The 16,543-nt window shown below is 72.3% G+C and carries 11 protein-coding genes; 2 read left to right on the top strand and 9 right to left on the bottom strand.

From position 1 onward, the window contains the following. Nucleotides 1-94: 94 nt before the first annotated feature. From AB0I71_RS18020 to ftsY, 7 genes are all read right to left on the bottom strand, one after another. A complete protein-coding gene (locus tag AB0I71_RS18020; RefSeq protein ID WP_357585913.1) occupies nt 95-1,174 on the bottom strand; it encodes an amidohydrolase family protein in 1,080 nt (359 codons plus the stop codon). Nucleotides 1,175-1,302: 128 nt separating this feature from the next. After that, nucleotides 1,303-2,874 (bottom strand): signal recognition particle protein, encoded by a 1,572-nt coding sequence (ffh, locus tag AB0I71_RS18015; RefSeq protein ID WP_357585911.1) that lies wholly within the window; start codon nt 2,872-2,874, stop codon nt 1,303-1,305. Between the two features lie 249 nt (nt 2,875-3,123). Beyond that, a complete protein-coding gene (locus tag AB0I71_RS18010) occupies nt 3,124-5,505 on the bottom strand; it encodes a [protein-PII] uridylyltransferase (RefSeq protein WP_357585909.1) in 2,382 nt (793 codons plus the stop codon). A 12-nt stretch (nt 5,506-5,517) separates the two neighbouring features. Then, nucleotides 5,518-5,856 carry a P-II family nitrogen regulator gene (locus tag AB0I71_RS18005; RefSeq protein ID WP_166458079.1) on the bottom strand — a complete coding sequence of 113 codons (339 nt, stop codon included), beginning with the start codon at nt 5,854-5,856 and terminating at the stop codon, nt 5,518-5,520. A 25-nt stretch (nt 5,857-5,881) separates the two neighbouring features. Then, nucleotides 5,882-7,246, bottom strand: coding sequence for an ammonium transporter (locus tag AB0I71_RS18000; protein ID WP_357585907.1), 1,365 nt, complete (start codon nt 7,244-7,246; stop codon nt 5,882-5,884). Nucleotides 7,247-7,426: 180 nt separating this feature from the next. Next, on the bottom strand, nt 7,427-8,290 hold the full coding sequence (locus tag AB0I71_RS17995; RefSeq protein ID WP_357585905.1) for an aminoglycoside phosphotransferase family protein: 864 nt from the start codon (nt 8,288-8,290) through the stop codon (nt 7,427-7,429). Nucleotides 8,291-8,296: 6 nt separating this feature from the next. After that, on the bottom strand, nt 8,297-9,484 hold the full coding sequence (gene ftsY, locus AB0I71_RS17990) for a signal recognition particle-docking protein FtsY (RefSeq protein ID WP_357585903.1): 1,188 nt from the start codon (nt 9,482-9,484) through the stop codon (nt 8,297-8,299). A gap of 186 nt (nt 9,485-9,670) precedes the next feature. Between ftsY and AB0I71_RS17985 the strand changes: the two genes are divergently transcribed. Then, entirely contained in the window at nt 9,671-11,389 is a 1,719-nt protein-coding gene (locus tag AB0I71_RS17985) for an alkaline phosphatase D family protein (protein ID WP_357585901.1), read from the top strand. A gap of 129 nt (nt 11,390-11,518) precedes the next feature. Next, nucleotides 11,519-12,040: a DinB family protein gene (locus tag AB0I71_RS17980; RefSeq protein WP_357585899.1), complete on the top strand. Its 522-nt coding sequence runs from the start codon at nt 11,519-11,521 to the stop codon at nt 12,038-12,040. Between the two features lie 135 nt (nt 12,041-12,175). On the opposite strand, the gene AB0I71_RS17975 is transcribed toward AB0I71_RS17980, so the two are convergent. Both AB0I71_RS17975 and smc read right to left on the bottom strand, forming a co-directional pair. Beyond that, the gene (locus tag AB0I71_RS17975) at nt 12,176-12,796 is read right to left on the bottom strand and encodes an HAD-IA family hydrolase (RefSeq protein WP_357585897.1); all 621 of its coding nucleotides are present in this window, start codon (nt 12,794-12,796) and stop codon (nt 12,176-12,178) included. Then, on the bottom strand, nt 12,796-16,410 hold the full coding sequence (gene smc, locus AB0I71_RS17970) for a chromosome segregation protein SMC (RefSeq protein ID WP_357585895.1): 3,615 nt from the start codon (nt 16,408-16,410) through the stop codon (nt 12,796-12,798). The genes AB0I71_RS17975 and smc overlap by 1 nt, the downstream gene beginning before the upstream one ends. Between the last annotated feature and the right edge of the window lie 133 nt (nt 16,411-16,543).

Genomic DNA, 16,543 nt, shown 5'->3' with positions numbered 1-16,543 from the left:
CGAAGGTGCCGGGTGCCGTCGGGTCGCCGGCGGGCTGGCCGAGCAGACGTACCGAGTCGCCGTCCCAGCCGTCCAGCAGCGCCGCGATGTCCGGTTAGGGGAGGGGGTGGCCGCGGAGGATCTGGCGGGTGGGGGTGCGGAGGGCGTTGAGGTCGGCGCGGGGGTCCTCGGGGTAGATGGAGAGGTCGGCCAGGCCACCTTCGACCAGGCCGGGCAGGCCCAGCCAGGCGCGGGCGGCCCAGGAGGCGGCGGCGAGGACGTCCACCGTGGACATGCCGGCCTGCTCGTGCAGCAGGAGCATCTCCTCGACGGCGAGCCCGTGGTCGATGCCGCCACCGGCGTCGGTGCCGACGTAGATCGGCACGCCGGCCTCGTACGCGGCCCGCACCACCTGCGGGAAGCGGTCGCGCAGGGCGAGCATGTGCTCGGCGTACCCGGGGAACTTGGCCCGGGCCTGATCGGCGATGTGGCCGAAGGTACGGATGTTGATCATCGTGGGGATCAGCGCGGTGCCCTGCCGGGCCATCAGGTCGATCAGGTCCAGGCTGAGCCCGGTGCCGTGCTCGACCGAGTCCACCCCGGCCCGCACCATGATCTCCACCGCCGACTCGCTGAAGGTGTGCACGGCGGCGCGTACCCCGGCGGCGTGCGCGGCGGCAACGGCGGCGGTCATCGTGTCGGCGTCCCAGGCCGGTGCCAGGTCGCCGACGCCCCGGTCGATCCAGTCCCCGACCAGCTTCACCCAGCCGTTGCCGGCAGCCGCCTGCTCCGCCACGGTCGCGGCCACCTCGGCGGCACCGACCTCCACGCCGATGTCCCGCAGGTACCGCTTGGGCGGTGCCACGTGCCGGCCGGCCCGGACCAGCCGGGGCAGGTCGGGTTCGTCGTCCAGTTCCGGGTACGGGAAGGGTGAGCCCGCGTCCCGGATGGCCAGCACGCCCGCGTCCCGGTCGATGCGGGCCAGGGCGCGTGCCTGGTCCAGCGAGGTGATCGGTGCGCCGCCCCGGGCGATGCCGATGTGGCAGTGCGCGTCCACCAGGCCGGGCAGGATGAAACCGCCGTCCGCGACCGTCTCCGCGCCGGGCACCGGGTCGAAGGTCACCCGATCGCCGACCAGCCACAGATCCCGGACCTCGTCGTCCGGCAGGAGCACACCGCGCACATGCAGAGCCATGCGCACAGTCCTACCCGATCACTCCCCGTCACGCGCGAGAAGCCCCGCCCGCCGCACAGTCGACGCGGGCAGATCCACCGACACCTGCCAGGGTCGCTCGCTCACGAGAAGGTCCTCGGTGTGCGTGCTCAGCGGGGCGGATTGCCGTCCTTGCCGAACTTGTTGAAGTCGATCTTCGGCAGCTTGAAGCCGGGCGGCAGGCCCTGACCGGCGGCCAGGTCGTCCGGGTTCATGCCCGGCGGCAACTGCGGCATCCCGCCCGGGAAGCCACCCGGCAGCCCACCCTGCACGCCCCGGGTACCGGCACCGCTGCGCGGCCGGTTGCCGCCCTTGGTGCCCTTGCGCTTGTTCTTCGGCGACTTGGTCGCCTTGCGCCGGCCGGCTCCGGGCAGGCCCATCATGCCGCCCATCTGCTTCATCATCTTCTGCGCGTCGGTGAAGCGGTTGAGCAGCTGGTTCACGTCCATCACGGTCACGCCGGAGCCGTTGGCGATCCGGGCCCGCCGGGAACCGTTGATGATCTTCGGGTTGGTGCGCTCGGCCGGGGTCATCGACCTGATGATCGCGGTGATCCGGTCAAAGTGCTTGTCGTCCAGCTCGGCGAGCTGGTCCTTCACCTGCCCCATGCCCGGCATCATGGCCAGCACGTTGGCGATCGGCCCCATCCGGCGTACCGCGATGAGCTGGTCGAGGAAGTCCTCCAGGGTGAACTGCTCGCCGCCCATCAGCTTGGCGGTCATCTTCTCCTTCTGATCGGTGTCGAAGGCCGCCTCGGCCTGCTCGATCAGAGTGAGAACGTCGCCCATGCCGAGGATCCGGCTGGCCATCCGGTCGGGGTGGAAGACGTCGAAGTCCTCCAGCTTCTCGCCGGTGGAGGCGAAGAGGATCGGCTGCCCGGTGACCTCACGGACCGACAGCGCGGCACCACCACGGGCGTCGCCGTCGAGCTTGGAGAGGACCACGCCGGTGATGCCGACGCCGTCGCGGAACGCCTCGGCCGTCCGGACCGCGTCCTGGCCGACCATCGCGTCGATGACGAAGATGACCTCGTCGGGGTCGACCGCGTCACGGATGTCGGCGGCCTGCTGCATCATCTCCGCGTCGATACCAAGTCGACCGGCGGTGTCGACGATGACGACGTCCCGGGCGGCCCGCCGGGCGTGCTCGATGGAGGACTTCGCCACCTGCACCGGGTCACCGACACCGTTGCCGGGCTCCGGGGCGTACACCTCGACACCGGCGCGGCCACCGAGCACCTGCAGCTGCCCGACGGCGTTGGGGCGCTGGAGGTCGGCGGCGACCAGCAGCGGCTGGTGGCCCTGTGCCTTGAGCCAACGGGCCAGCTTGCCGGCGAGCGTGGTCTTGCCGGAGCCCTGGAGGCCGGCGAGCATGATCACAGTCGGTGGCTGCTTGGCGAACTGGAGCCGCCGCCCCTCGCCGCCCAGCACGGCGATCAGTTCCTCGTTGACGATCTTGATGATCTGCTGGGCCGGGTTGAGCGCCTGGGAGACCTCCGCGCTGCGCGCCCGCTCCTTGACGTTCGCGATGAAGCCCTTGACCACTGGCAGCGCGACGTCCGCCTCCAGCAGCGCGAGGCGGATCTCGCGCGCGGTGGCGTCGATGTCGGCGTCGGTGAGACGTCCCTTGCCGCGGAGCTTGGTGAAGATCCCGGAGAGGCGGTCACTCAAGGTGTCAAACACGCGAACATCCCGTTTGTCAGTGTTCCGGCGAGCACGAACGAGGCCGGGAGAGCTGTCCGACCACCGCTAGGGTAGCCCGCCGCCCACACCCCCGCTCCCAGCCGGGCAGCCCCCGCCGCCACCCCGACCCGCCACCCCTCCGGGCCGCCCGCCACCATCTGTGGCAGTTGCGGTAGCCGACACGCCGATCGGTTGACACCTCTACCACCACAGATCCTTCGTGCGGGAGATGGCGGGCGGGGGTGGGGCTCAGACGGCGGCGAGGACGGCTGCCTCCAGGCGGTTTCGTTCGTCCTCCGGTGGCCAGCCGCCGACCAGGTAGAAGGCGTCGACCACGTCGCCACCGAGCGTGGCGATCCGGGCCGCCCGGACCTGGGCGCCGGCCGCGTCCAGCGCGCTCGTCACCCGGTAGAGCAGGCCGGCGGCGTCGGCGGCACGCAGTTCCAGCAGCACCGCGTCGGTGGCGGCGTCGCGGTGCCAGACCACTCGCGGCTGGGCCCCGGCCCCCCGTGCGGCCAGGGCCCGACCGCGTAACCGCTGAGTCACCGACACGTCGCCGCGCACCGCGCGGCGCAGATCCGCGCTCAACGCCACCGGATCCGGGGCCAGGCCGTAGCGCGGCTGCACCCGGCACTGCACCAGGGCCCGCCCGTCCACCGTCGAGGCGTCGGCGGCGAGCACCTCAAGCCGGTGCAGGGCCAGGCAGCCGGCCACCGTCGCGAGCAGGCCGCGCCGGTCCGCCGCAGCCACCGCCACCCGGTCCCCGGTCAGGTGTACGACGGGCAGTGGCCCGGCCACCAGCGCCGGGTCCGGTGCCGGCGGGGCGGGTACGTCGCCCGTGTCGAGGGTGGTGCGGACCCGGGCGACCAGTTCGGCGACCAACCGGCCCTTCCAGTCCGACCAGGCGGCCGGTCCGGTGGCGGCGGCATCGGCGCGCACCAGGGCGTACAGCAGGTCGAGAGTGGTCACGTCGCCTACCGACTCGGCCACCCGGGCGATGGTGACCGGGTCGGACAGATCCCGCCGGGTGGCCACCTCGGGCAGCACCAGGTGCAGCCGGACCAACTTGCCGATCAGCGCCGCCTCGGCCGCCGGCAGGCCGATCCGGGTGGCGATCCCCTCGGCGATCGGTGCGCCCACCACACTGTGGTCACCGGGCAGTCCCTTGCCGACGTCGTGCAGGAGCGCGCCGAGCAGCAGCAGGTCGGGACGATCCACGTCGCGGGTGTGCCGGCTCGCCTCGGCGGCCGTCTGTACCAGGTGCCGGTCCAGGGTGAACCGGTGCACCGGGTTGTGCTGGGGCAGGCTGCGCAGCCGGGTCCACTCCGGCAACCATCTGTCGATAAGTCCGTACCTGTCGCAGGTCTCCCAGGCCGGGATCATGCCGGCACCGGCGCCGAGCAGCGTGGTCAGGGCGGCGCGGGCCTCGGCCGACCAGGGTGCCGGCAGCGGCGGGCAGTACGCGGCCAGCCACTCGCAGGTGGCCCGGGCGATCGGCAGCCCGGTGGTCGCCGCGGCGGCGGCCACCCGCAGCGAGAGGCTGGCGTCGGGGCGGGCGCCGATCGCGGTGCGGGCCAGCACCAGTTCGCCGTCGTGCTCGACCACGTCCCGGGCGACCGGGCGGCGCAGCGGCCTTCCGTCGGCGCCCCGGCGGCGGCCGGATCGCAGCCGGTCGGCGGCGCGGAAGGCGTCATCCAGGGCGTGGCTGACGGTCCGGGCGTCACCGGCGACCCGACGCAGCAGGGTGTCGCCGTCGCCGTCCTCGGGACGCGACGCGGGGTCGGATCGCTGCTCCGGTGACATGCCGGCCGGCTGCGGCGGCACCGCGCCCGACGCAACGCCCTCGGCGGCCCCGGCCGGTGTCCGGCGCAGGCCGAGCAGCGCGGCCACCCCGTCGCGTTCCTGGGCGAGCAGCCTGTCGACCCGCCGACCGACCTGCTGGTGCAACGCGTCGCGGGTGTCCAGCAGTCGCAGGTGTGCGGCGTGCACGGCAGGTCGTAGCGCGTCGGTGATCCCGGCGGTGGCGATGGCCCGCAGGATGCCCACGTCGCGCAGGCCCCCGGCCGCCTCCTTGAGGTCACCCTCCAGAAGGTGAGCCAGTTCGCCGTGGGCCTGCCAGCGGGCGGCGGTGCTTTCCCGCAACGGCGCGAGCTGGCGGACGGCGGTGCGCCGCCAGTGGTCGGTCGCGCTACTCACCAGCGTGTCGGCGAGGTCCTGGTCACCGGCGACGAGCCGGGCGTCGAGCAGCCCGAGGGCCACCTTCACGTCGTCCTGGGCGACCGAGAGCGCCTCGGCGACCGTCCGGACCGAGTGGTCCAGCCGCAGCCCGGCGTCCCAGATCGGGTACCAGAGGGCGGCGGCGAGTTCGTCGATGCCGGGCACCCCGGCGTGCACCAGCACCAGGTCGAGGTCGCCGTAGGGGGCGCACTGCCGCCGGCCCAGTCCGCCGACCGCGAGCAGCGCGACGCCCGGCCGGGCCGGCAGCAGCCGGGCCAGCCAGGCGTCGTACGCGTCAGCCCGGGCCCGACGCGCCGTCGCGCCGATCCCGGCCGGTACGCCGACGACCTCGTTGACCAGGAGGCCAGCGCTACCGGGGAGTTCCGAGGCTGTCCTACTGGTCAACGAGGTCATCGATGCTCCGTCCTACAGTGCGTCCAGGCCGCGCTCGCCGGTACGAACCCGGACGACCTCCTCGACGGCGGTCACCCAGACCTTGCCGTCGCCGATCTTGCCCGTCCGGGCCGCCGACACGACGGCGTCGACGATCTTCTCGACGTCGATCTCGTCGGTGAGCACCTCCACCCGGATCTTGGGCAGGAACTCGACGGTGTACTCGGCGCCCCGGTAGACCTCGGTGTGGCCCTTCTGCCGCCCGTAGCCCTGGACCTCACTCACCGTCAACCCGGCCACGCCCAGCGTGTGCAGGGCCTCCTTGACGGCGTCCAACTGGTGCGGCTTGATGACCGCGGTCACCAGCTTCATGTCCAACCCCTCCATTCGCAGAACGTTAGCCGGCGACCTTTTCGCTTACCGGTTCGGTGGGCTCGGTCTTCGGCGCGGCCGAGGTACCGATGCCCGCGGCGGCGAACGCGCCACCGCCCCCACCCGTGGAGCTGAACTCGTACGCGCTTTCCGCGTGCTCGGCGTTGTCGATCCCCTCGACCTCGGCGTCGGCGCTGGCGCGGAAGCCGATGGTCTTGTCGATCACGAAGCCGATGAGGTAGGCGACCACGAACGAGTAGGCCAGCACGGCCACCGAACCGAGGGCCTGCTTGCCCAGCAGCGTCACGCCGCCGCCGTAGAAGAGACCGTCGTTGCCCTCACCGGCCAGCACCTCCATCGCCAGGAAGCCGATGAGCAGCGAGCCGATGATGCCGCCGACCATGTGCACGGCGACCACGTCGAGCGAGTCGTCGTACTTCAGGCGGTACTTGAGGCCGACGGCCAGCGCGCAGACCACACCGGCGATGACGCCGAGTGCGATGGCGCCGAGCGGCTCCAGGAAGGCGCAGGCCGGGGTGATGGCGACCAGGCCGGCGATGGCACCGGACGCCGCACCGAGGGTGGTCGGCTTGCCGTCCCGGATCCGCTCCACCAGCAGCCAGCCGAGCACCGCGGCGGCGGTGGCGACCTGGGTGTTGATGAAGGCGACCGCGGCGGTGCCGTTGGCGGCCAGCGCCGAGCCGGCGTTGAAGCCGAACCAGCCGAACCACAGCAGGCCGGCACCGAGCAGCACCATCGGCAGGTTGTGCGGCTTGAAGCTGTCCTTCGGCCAACCGACCCGGCGGCCGAGCACCAGCGCCAGGGCGAGCGCCGCCGCACCGGCGTTGATGTGCACCGCGGTGCCACCGGCGAAGTCGAGCACGCCCAGCTCGAAGATCCAGCCGCCGCCCCACACCCAGTGCGCGACCGGGAAGTAGACAAGGGTGGCCCACAGGCCGGCGAAGAGCAGCCACGGGCCGAACCTGGCCCGGTCGGCGATCGCGCCGCTGATCAGCGCGACGGTGATCACGGCGAACATCAGCTGGAAGCCGGCGAACAGCAGGTCGGGGATGCCTCCCTCGGTGCCGCTCTCCAGCATGCCGCGCAGACCGGCAGCGGAGAGATCGCCGGTGATCCCGCCGATGTCGTCACCGAAGGCGATGCTGTAGCCGTAGAACACCCACAACAGGCTGACCAGGCCGATCGCCCCGAAGCTCATCATCATCATGTTGAGCACGGACTTGGATCGCGTCATGCCGCCGTAGAAAAGCGCCAGGCCCGGCGTCATGAGCAACACCAGGGCGGCTGAAGTCAAAATCCAGGCGGTGGCACCAGAATCTAGCTCCGGCACGCTGCCTCCTCTCGGGTTGTTTTCCCTCCCTCCCGGCATCGCGCAGCATCGCCCGTACGCCGGTTGCGCGGAAGCCTGGTGGTCCGCTGTTTCACGCACGGTCCCCGGCTGGTTTCCGAACCGTGACGGCTTGTTTCGGACGTGTGAAGAAAGTCGCACACCTCGGCGCTTCGACGGGGGTGGATCGGCCATTTGGTGCCGGTCTATCCCCCGACGGTCTCAGCGCAGGGCGTACTCGAGGGCGTGCCGCTCGTAATCCAGCAGCCGCAGATCCCGCATCGGCCGGCGCAGGTGCCCCTTGTGCACGATCCGGACGAACGCCGGCTCCCCCGCGGCGGCCATCCGGCGGATGCCCTCCACATGGTCGACGATCCGCTTACGGATGGTCCGGATCAGCCGGTGCCGGTCGCGCGGAATCAGCCCGTACGCGTCGGCGAAGAGCCGCAGCCGACGCGGGCGGTCGGGGCGCTTCCAGCCGAGTGTGATCGAGTCCCGGTCGGAGAAGATCGGCACCCAGGTCCACGCGGCGTACGCCACGTCGTAGATCCGGGCGCCGGGCGAGGCGAGGTCGAAGTCGATCAGCCCGAGGGTGCCGTCCGGTCGCCAGATCACATTGTGCGGCGCCGCGTCGTGGTGGCAGATGACCTCGGTGTCCGGCGGTGGCGGGCCGAACGAGCGCCACACGGCCTGCGGCGGGGGCACGAAACCGTACTGGGCGTCGTGGAACATCCGCAGCATGGTGGCGACGGTGACAAGTGCCTCGTCGGTGACCCAGTGCGGGGCCAACGGGTACTCCCCGCACTCCCCCTCCAGGTACGACAGCACCTCCCGGTTGCGCTCGTCCATGCCGAGGGCGCGGGGGGCGCCGGTGAACCCGACGTACTCCAGGTGACGCAGCAGGGCGTGCACCGACGGGGTCCACGGGCCGGCGTTGCGCCGCACCGTGTCACCGACCCGCACCACGGTGCTCACGTTCCCGCCGTGCAGCGGGATCTCCTGCGAAGTCACGTACGGTCTCCCGAGGCGCTGCGACGGGTGGCTCGGGTCGCGCCACCCCGCGTACGCGCGATCGTCTCTGGTCACCCGAGATTACGCGGTCTGACCGGTGGTCTCGGTACCCAGCAACGCGTCGACGAACTGCGCCGGGTCGAACGGTGCCAGGTCGTCCGGGCCCTCGCCGAGGCCGACCAGCTTGACCGGAATGCCCAGCTTGCGCTGCACGGCGATGACGATGCCGCCCTTGGCCGTGCCGTCGAGCTTGGTGAGCACCACGCCGGTGACGTTCACCACCTCGGTGAAGACGCGCGCCTGCTCCAGCCCGTTCTGGCCGGTGGTGGCGTCGAGCACCAGCAACGTCTCGTCGATCGGGCCGTGCTTCTCCACCACCCGCTTGACCTTGCCCAGCTCGTCCATCAGGCCGATCTTGTTCTGAAGTCGGCCGGCGGTGTCGACGAGGACGGTGTCCACGCCGGTCTCGATGCCCCGCTTGACCGCGTCGAAGGCGACGCTGGCCGGGTCGGCACCCTCGGGGCCGCGGACGGTCTCGGCACCGACCCGCCCGGCCCAGGTCTGCAACTGGTCGGCCGCGGCGGCCCGGAAGGTGTCGGCGGCGCCGAGCAGGACGCTGCGGCCGTCGGCGATGAGCACCCGGGCGATCTTGCCGCAGGTGGTGGTCTTGCCCGCGCCGTTGACCCCGACCACGAGCAGCACCGCCGGTACGCCCTCCTTCGGCGCGGTGTGCAGCGCCCGGTCCAGTCCCGGGTCGAGCGCGTTCACCAGCTCGGCCGCGAGCAGGGCACGCAGTTCGGCGACCGACCGGGTACCCAGCACCCGGGTCCGCTCGCGCAGCCGGTCGACGATGTCCCGGGTGGCGTCGACGCCCACGTCGGCGGTGATCAGGCTGTCCTCGATCTCCTCCCAGACGTCCTCGTCGAGCCGGTCGCGGCTGAGCAGGCCGAGCAGGCCCTTGCCGAAGACGTTCTGCGACCGCGACAGCCGGGACCGCAGCCGTACCAGCCGTCCGGCGGTCGGCTCGGGCACCTCGACGGTCGGTGCCGGCGCCTCGACGACCGGGGGTTCGACCAGGACACCTGTGGACAGATCGGCCTCCGGTGCCTGCACCGGCGGGCCGGCGAGGTCCTCCTCCGCCCGGGTGTCGACCTCCGTACGCGGCAGCGGCGGCTGCGGCCGTCGGCGCAGCCGCGGCACGACCAGCCCGATGCCGCCGAGGATCAGCAGACCGAGCAGGGCGAGAGCGATGAGGAGGTATTCCGTCATGCCGGAATCCTGTCAGATGCCGGCGACCGCGTCTCAGCCACCGCTCCCGCCGGGCCGGGCAGTTCCCCGGCACCCGGCCACGCCCGGCAACGGTCCAGGAAGCGGCGGTAGTCTCGGCCACAGTTGGCAGTGGTGCGCCGCCGGCCGGGTAGTAAAGGATGAAGCTCTCTCGTCTGGAGGTCCCGTATGCCCGCCGAGCTGCTCATCGGCCCACTGCTGCGCCGGGTCGTCGGCACTCGGGCCACCGTGTGGGTGGAGACCACGGCACCGGCGGTGGTCACCGTCCGCGCGGTCGGCGGCGCCACCGGCACCGCCCCCACCTTCAGCGCGTACGACCACCATTACGCGCTGGTGGTGGTCGATGGGCTCACTCCGGACAGCACCAGCCGGTACGAGGTGCTGATCGACGACGAGGTGGTCTGGCCGCGACCGGACAGTCGCTTCCCGCCCAGTGTCATCCGTACCCGGGCCGCCGACGACCGGGACCAGCCGGTCCGCCTGCTCTTCGGTTCCTGCCGGGAGACCACCCAGCACGCGACCACCCGGAAGCTGCCCCCGGACGCGCTCGACGCGTACGCCCGGCGGGTGATGGCCGACCCCGACCCGGCGGCCCTGCCCGACCTGGTGGTGCTGCTCGGTGATCAGGTCTACGCCGACGAGACCTCGCCCACCGTGAAGCGCCTGCTGCGCCGTCGGCGGCGGCGTCCGGCGGGCGCACCAAGTGACCAGGTGGTCAGCTTCGACGAGTACACGAAGCTCTATCTGGAGTCGTGGAGCGACCCGGAGATCCGCTGGCTCCTGTCCACCGTGCCGAGCGTGATGATCTTCGACGACCACGAGATCATCGACGACTGGAACACCTCGGCCTCCTGGCGGGCCGAGATGCGCGAGCAGCCGTGGTGGGCCGAGCGGATCGCCAGCGGGCTGGCCTCGTACTGGGTCTACCAGCATCTGGGCAACCTCTCCCCGGACGAGATCGCCGCGGACCCGGTCTTCGCCAAGGTGAGCGCGGCGGAGGACGCCACCGGGGTGCTGCGGGAGTTCGGTGCGCGGGTCGACACCGAGGCTGACCTGGCCCACGACACCGAGCGCTGGCGGGCGGTGCAGTACCAGTGGAGCTATGCGCTCGACCTGGGCCGCACCCGGCTGGTGATGCTGGACAACCGGTGCAGCCGGGTGCTGCTACCGGGTCGGCGGGCGATGCTGCCGCCCGGAGAGTGGTCGTGGTTCGTCGACCGCGCCCACGGCGGCTACGACCACCTGGTGGTCGGCTCCTCGCTGCCCTGGCTGCTGCCACCTGGCATCCACCACGTCGAGACGTGGAACGAGAAACTGGCCGACTCGCCCCGACCGTGGGTCGCCGGGCTGGGCGAACGACTGCGCCGGGCGCTGGATCTGGAGCACTGGGCCGCGTTCCGCCGCTCGTTCGACGCGCTGGCGGAGCTGTTCGCCCGGATCGGCGCCGGTGCGCCAGGTACGCCCGACGACCGCAAGGGCGCCGGGCCGGCGTACGCGCCACCGGCGTCGATAAGCGTGCTCTCCGGCGACGTGCACCACTCGTACGTGGCGCGGGTCCGCTTCGCCGATCCCGCGGTGCACACCCCGGTGCACCAGCTCACCTGCTCGCCGATCCACAACCAGGTGCCGGCCGGGATGCGTCCGTTGATGCGGCTCGGGTGGGCGCGGGGCCCGGCCGGGGCGGCTCGTGCCCTGGCCCGCACGGCCGGTGTCCGGCGGCCACTGGTGAAGTGGCGAAAGCTGGCCGGGCCCTACTTCGGTAACGCCGTGGCGACGCTGACCCACGCCGGCCGCGGGGCCGAGGTGATCATCGAAGGCACCACAGGTGACGGTCACCTGCACGAGGTGGCGCGGCACCGGCTCACCGACGGCACGTCGACGAGGTAGCGGCGGGCAGCGCCACCGCAGTGATCCGCACCGGTGTCCAGGAGCCTGCGCTCGGCGGTGGCCGACGCCGGAGGGCCGGGCCGGACAAACCTGTCGCAGGTTGTCAGACATCCAGGCCAGAATCCCCGGATGACATGGACAGCACCGGAGATCGACCGGACCCCCGAGCCCCACGTAGGTGACGAGCGCACCATGCTGGAGGGCTGGCTCGACTACCACCGGCAGACCCTGCTGCTCAAGTGTGCGGGCCTCACCGCCGAGCAGCTGCGCACCGCCAGCGTCGAGCCGTCCGGCCTCACCCTGCTCGGGCTGGTCCGACATCTGGCGGAGGTGGAGGCCTGGTGGTTCCGGGAGAACTTCGCCGGCGAGCCTGTCGACTACCCGTACTACACGCCTGACGATCCGGACGCCGACCACGACGTCAGCACCGCCGATGCCGAGGCGGACTTCGCCACCTACCACCGGCAGGTGGCGCTGGCCCGCGCCGCCGTCGTCGGCCGGTCGCTCGACGAGACGTTCACCGAGGTCGGCCCGAAACAGCGGACCTTCAACCTGCGCTGGGTCTACGTCCACATGATCGAGGAGTACGCCCGACACAACGGGCACGCCGACCTGATCCGCGAACGCATCGACGGTGTCGTCGGCGAGTGACGCAACGCGCGGCTGGTCGACACCGGTTGCGGCACGGCGCGGTCAACCGCCAGCGGGAGGCCGCGACGTGCCGCAACCCTGGCGCGGAGCCCGACGCGCGAGCCGTGCGCCGGGCACGGCCTGATGAATCGCGCCCTAACCGGCCAGCACGGCGCGCAGGTAGCGAAGGTCAGCCGGCCCGTTCCAGCGGTACGCCGACAGCCCGGCCGCCCGGGCGCCGCTTATCGCCCGGTCCTCGTCGTCGACGAAGAGCACCCGGGCCGGCGGGGTCTCCAGCGCCGCACAGGCTGCCTGGAAGTACTCGGGTGCCGGCTTGTGCACCCCGACGGCCGAGGAGTTGACCACCACGTCCAACTCGCCGGTCAGATCGAGCGCGGCCAGGTCGGCATCGAGCAGGTCGGTGGCGTTGGTGCCGAGCCCTACCCGGATGCCGGCGGCCCGCACCTCGCGGACGAACGCCAGCACCTCCGGATCGACCTCACCGCGATAGCGCTGCCACTGCGCCACCGCCGCACGGGCCCGCTCGGCGTCCCCCACGGACGGGGTGAGCGCGTCGGCCACGCTTGTCATCCAGTCGGCGTGACTGACCTGACCGGTGAGCACCGGCTGCAACCGCCCCCACTGCATGGCGATCTCGCCGAGCACACCGGCGGAGAGGCCGTACTCCCGCTCGACGCCGGCGGCGACCGCCGGATCCCAGCGCCGCAGCACACCGTCGAAGTCCACCAGGAGCGCCGTCGCGCGTTCCCGAGCCACTACCCGTTCTCCTCGCCGCGGCCCTGCCGCTCGTCATCCCCATCGGCCCGGTTGAGCCGTTGACTGATCACCTGGGTCACCCCGCCGCGCATGGTCACACCGTAGAGCGCGTCGGCGATCTCCATGGTCCGCTTCTGGTGGGTGATGACGATCAGCTGGCTCTTCTCCCGTAGCTGGGCCAGCAGGGTGATCAGCCGGCCCAGGTTCACGTCGTCGAGGGCCGCCTCCACCTCGTCCATGATGTAGAACGGGCTGGGCCGGGCGCGGAAGATCGCCACCAGCATCGCCACCGCGGTCAGCGACCGCTCACCGCCGGAGAGCAGCGACAACCGCTTGATCTTCTTGCCCGGCGGGCGGGCCTCGACCTCGACTCCGGTGGCCAGCAGATCCTCCGGGTCGGTGAGGATCAACCGGCCCTCACCGCCGGGGAACAGCACGGTGAAGACCTGCTCGAACTCGCGGGCGGTGTCGGCGAAGGCGCTGGCGAAGACCTCCAGAATCCGGTCGTCGACGTCCTTGACCACGGTGAGCAGGTCACGCCGGGTCGCCTTGAGGTCCTCCAACTGCTCGGAGAGGAACTTGTACCGCTCCTCCAGCGCCGCGAACTCCTCCAGGGCGAGCGGGTTGACCTTGCCGAGCAGGGCCAGTTCCCGTTCGGCCTTGGCGGCCCGCTTCTCCTGGACCGGGCGTTCGTAGCGGACCGGCTCGGGCACCGCCAGGCCGTCCCGCTCGGCGGCGGCCACCTCGGCCTCGGTGGGCGGCACCAGCTGACCCGGTCCGTACTCGGCGATCAGGGTCTCGACCGTCAGGCCGAAGTCCTCGGCGGCCTTCGCCTCCAACTGCTCGATACGCAGCCGCTGCTCGGCGCGGGCCACCTCGTCCCGGTGCACCTGGCTGGTGAGCCGTTCCAGTTCCGCACCGAACCGCTTCGCGGCGGCCCGCACCTCCTGCAGCTCCGCCTCGCGGGTGGCCCGCTCGCGCGCCACCGCGTCGCGGTGTTCCTCGGCCCGGGCGATACTGCTGGTCAGCTGGGTCAACGCCGCCCGCGCGCCACCGGCCACCGCGCGGGCGATGGCGGCACCTCGGGTCCGCGCCGCGCGGCGGGCCGCCGCCCGCTCCCGGGCGGCCCGCTCGGCACCGGCCTGCCGGCGCAGCGAGTCGGCCCGTCCGGCGATCGAGGCGACCCGCTCCTCGGCGGTACGCACCGCGAGCCGGACCTCCATCTCGTTCTGCCGGGCCTGCGGCACCATGGCGGCGAGCTGGTCGCGTTCCTCCGTGGAGGGTTCCGCGTCGAGCGGGGTGGCCTCCGCCAACCGCAACCGCTCCGCCAGCTCGGCCAGGGTGGTCAGGTCCCGTTCCCGGGCCGCCTCGGCGCGCGATCGGGACTCGCCGAGCCGGTCGGTCTCCGCCTTCGCCGACCGTGCGGCGGCCCCCAGTTCGGCCAGCCGCCGCGCCGCGGCGTTGCGGTGGCTCTCCGCCTCCCGCTTGGCCGCCGCGGCGTGCTGCACCGCCTCCTTGGCGGTGGCCACCTCGGCACGCGCCTCGACCAGCTGTTCCCGCAGTTCGGCGCTGGTCCGCTCGGCCGCCAGCCGATTGGCCCGGGCCTCCTCGACGGCCGCCTGCACCTCGATGTAACTGGGTGCCTTGGCCGACCCGCCGGCCGCCGCGTACGCGCCGACCACGTCACCCTCCCGGGTGACCGCACGCAGTTCGGGGTTTCCGGTGACCACCTCGGCGGCGGCGGACAGGTCGTCCACCAGCACCACGTCTCGCAGCGCCCGGTGCACCGCGGGCCGGATCTGGGCGTCGCAGTCGACCAGGTCGGGTGCCCAGTGGGCGCCGTCGGGCAGTTTCGGACGCAGCGCGTCCGCCGAGCCGGACATCCCCGGCCCGGCCGGGCTGCCGACCAGCAACCCGGCCCGCCCGGCGTCCGAGATCTTCAGCAGGCGCATCGCTTCGACGGCCTCGTCCACGCCGGTCACGGCGACCGCGTCGGCCAGCCCGCCGAGCGCCGCGGCAAGGGCCGCCTCGTGGCCCGGAGCCACCGTGAGCAGGCCGGCGAGGCCACCCAGCAGGCCGGGTACCTGGTCGGCGCGGGCCAGCAGGGCCCCGGCGCCGTCCTTGCGGCGCAGGCCGAGGGCGAGCGCCTCCTCCCGGGCCTTCCAGGTGGCGGCGTCCTTCTCCGCCGCCCGTTCCGCGTCCGACAGGGACCGGACCGTGGCCTGTGCCTGTTCCTGGGCGGCGACGGCCTCGGCGTGCCGGGCGTCCAGATCGGCGTTGTCGCGGTCCGCCTCGGTGGACTGCTCGGCGACCGCGTCCAGCTCGGCCTGGGCCCGCTCGGCGCGCGCCAGCGCGTCGGTGTGCGCGGCGGCGAGCCGTTCGATCTCCTCGCCGGCGCTTGTGGTTCGGGCCCGCGCCGAGTTGACCTGCCCGGTCAGTCGGGCCAGACCCTCACGCCGGTCGGCGATCGCCTTCGCGGCGGCGACCAGTTCCCGCTCGGCGGCAGCGAGCTGCCGCTCCAGTTCCTGGCGGTGCTCGACCGCCTCGGCGAGCCGGACCTGGTCGTCGGTGAGCGCCGCGCGCAGCTCCTCCTCCTGCTCGCGTACCCGTTCGGCCTCGGCCTCCAGTTGCTCCGGGTCCCGACCCGGACGCTCGTCGTCAGGCGTGGCGCTGAGGTGCCGCAGTCGCTCGACCGCGAGCTGTTCGATCGAACGGAACCGCTCCTGCAACGCGGAGAGCTTGTACCAGGTGTCCTGTGCGGCGGCCAGCAGCGGAGCGTCGGAGGCCAATGCCTCCTCCAGCTCGCCGAGGCGGGACTGCACTTCGGCGTGCTCGGCCTCCACCTGCTCACGGCGCTGCCGGAGCGCGGTCTCGTCCGCGATCTCCTTGTCCAGCGTGGTCCGCAGGGTGGCGAGGTCGTCGGCGAGCAGCCGCAGCCGAGCGTCGCGCAGGTTGGCCTGGATCACGGCGGCCCGACGGGCCACCTCGGCCTGCCGGCCGAGCGGCTTGAGCTGTCGGCGCAGCTCGGCGGTGAGGTCGGTGAGCCGGTTGAGGTTTGTCTGCATCGCGTCGAGCTTGCGCAGCGCCTTTTCCTTGCGCTTGCGGTGCTTGAGGACGCCGGCCGCCTCCTCGATGAACGCCCGCCGATCCTCCGGCTTGGCGTGCAGCATCCCGTCGAGCCGGCCCTGCCCGACGATGATGTGCATCTCACGGCCGATGCCGGAGTCCGACAACAGCTCCTGGATGTCGAGCAGCCGGCAGGAGTCGCCGTTGATCTCGTACTCGCTCTCGCCGGAGCGGAACATCCGGCGGGTGATGGAGACCTCGGTGTACTCGATCGGCAGGGCACCGTCGGTGTTGTCGATGGTGAGGGTCACCTCGGCGCGGCCCAGCGGGGCCCGACCGGCGGTGCCGGCGAAGATGACGTCCTCCATCTTGCCGCCGCGCAACGCCTTCGCGCCCTGCTCACCGAGCACCCAGGCGATGGCGTCGACGACGTTGGACTTGCCGGAGCCGTTCGGGCCCACCACGCAGGTGATCCCCGGCTCCAGCTTGAGCGTCGTCGCGGAGGCGAAGGACTTGAAGCCCTTCACCGTCAGGCTCTTGAGATGCACCTTCTCGATCCTCGTCCGGTGGCCGCCGTACCGTCGCCCGGCTACGCGGACCCTGGTAAACCCGCAGACTAACCCGGGACCGGGTGGAGCACGCGACTCGACCCGCCTGCCGGGTGTCGGGCACCGTCCGGAC

The sequence above is a fragment of the Micromonospora sp. NPDC049891 genome (assembly GCF_040660295.1).
Classification (GTDB): domain Bacteria; phylum Actinomycetota; class Actinomycetes; order Mycobacteriales; family Micromonosporaceae; genus Micromonospora.
Note: the sequence above shows the minus strand (reverse complement) of the source record. Positions and strands in the feature narration are given on the sequence as shown.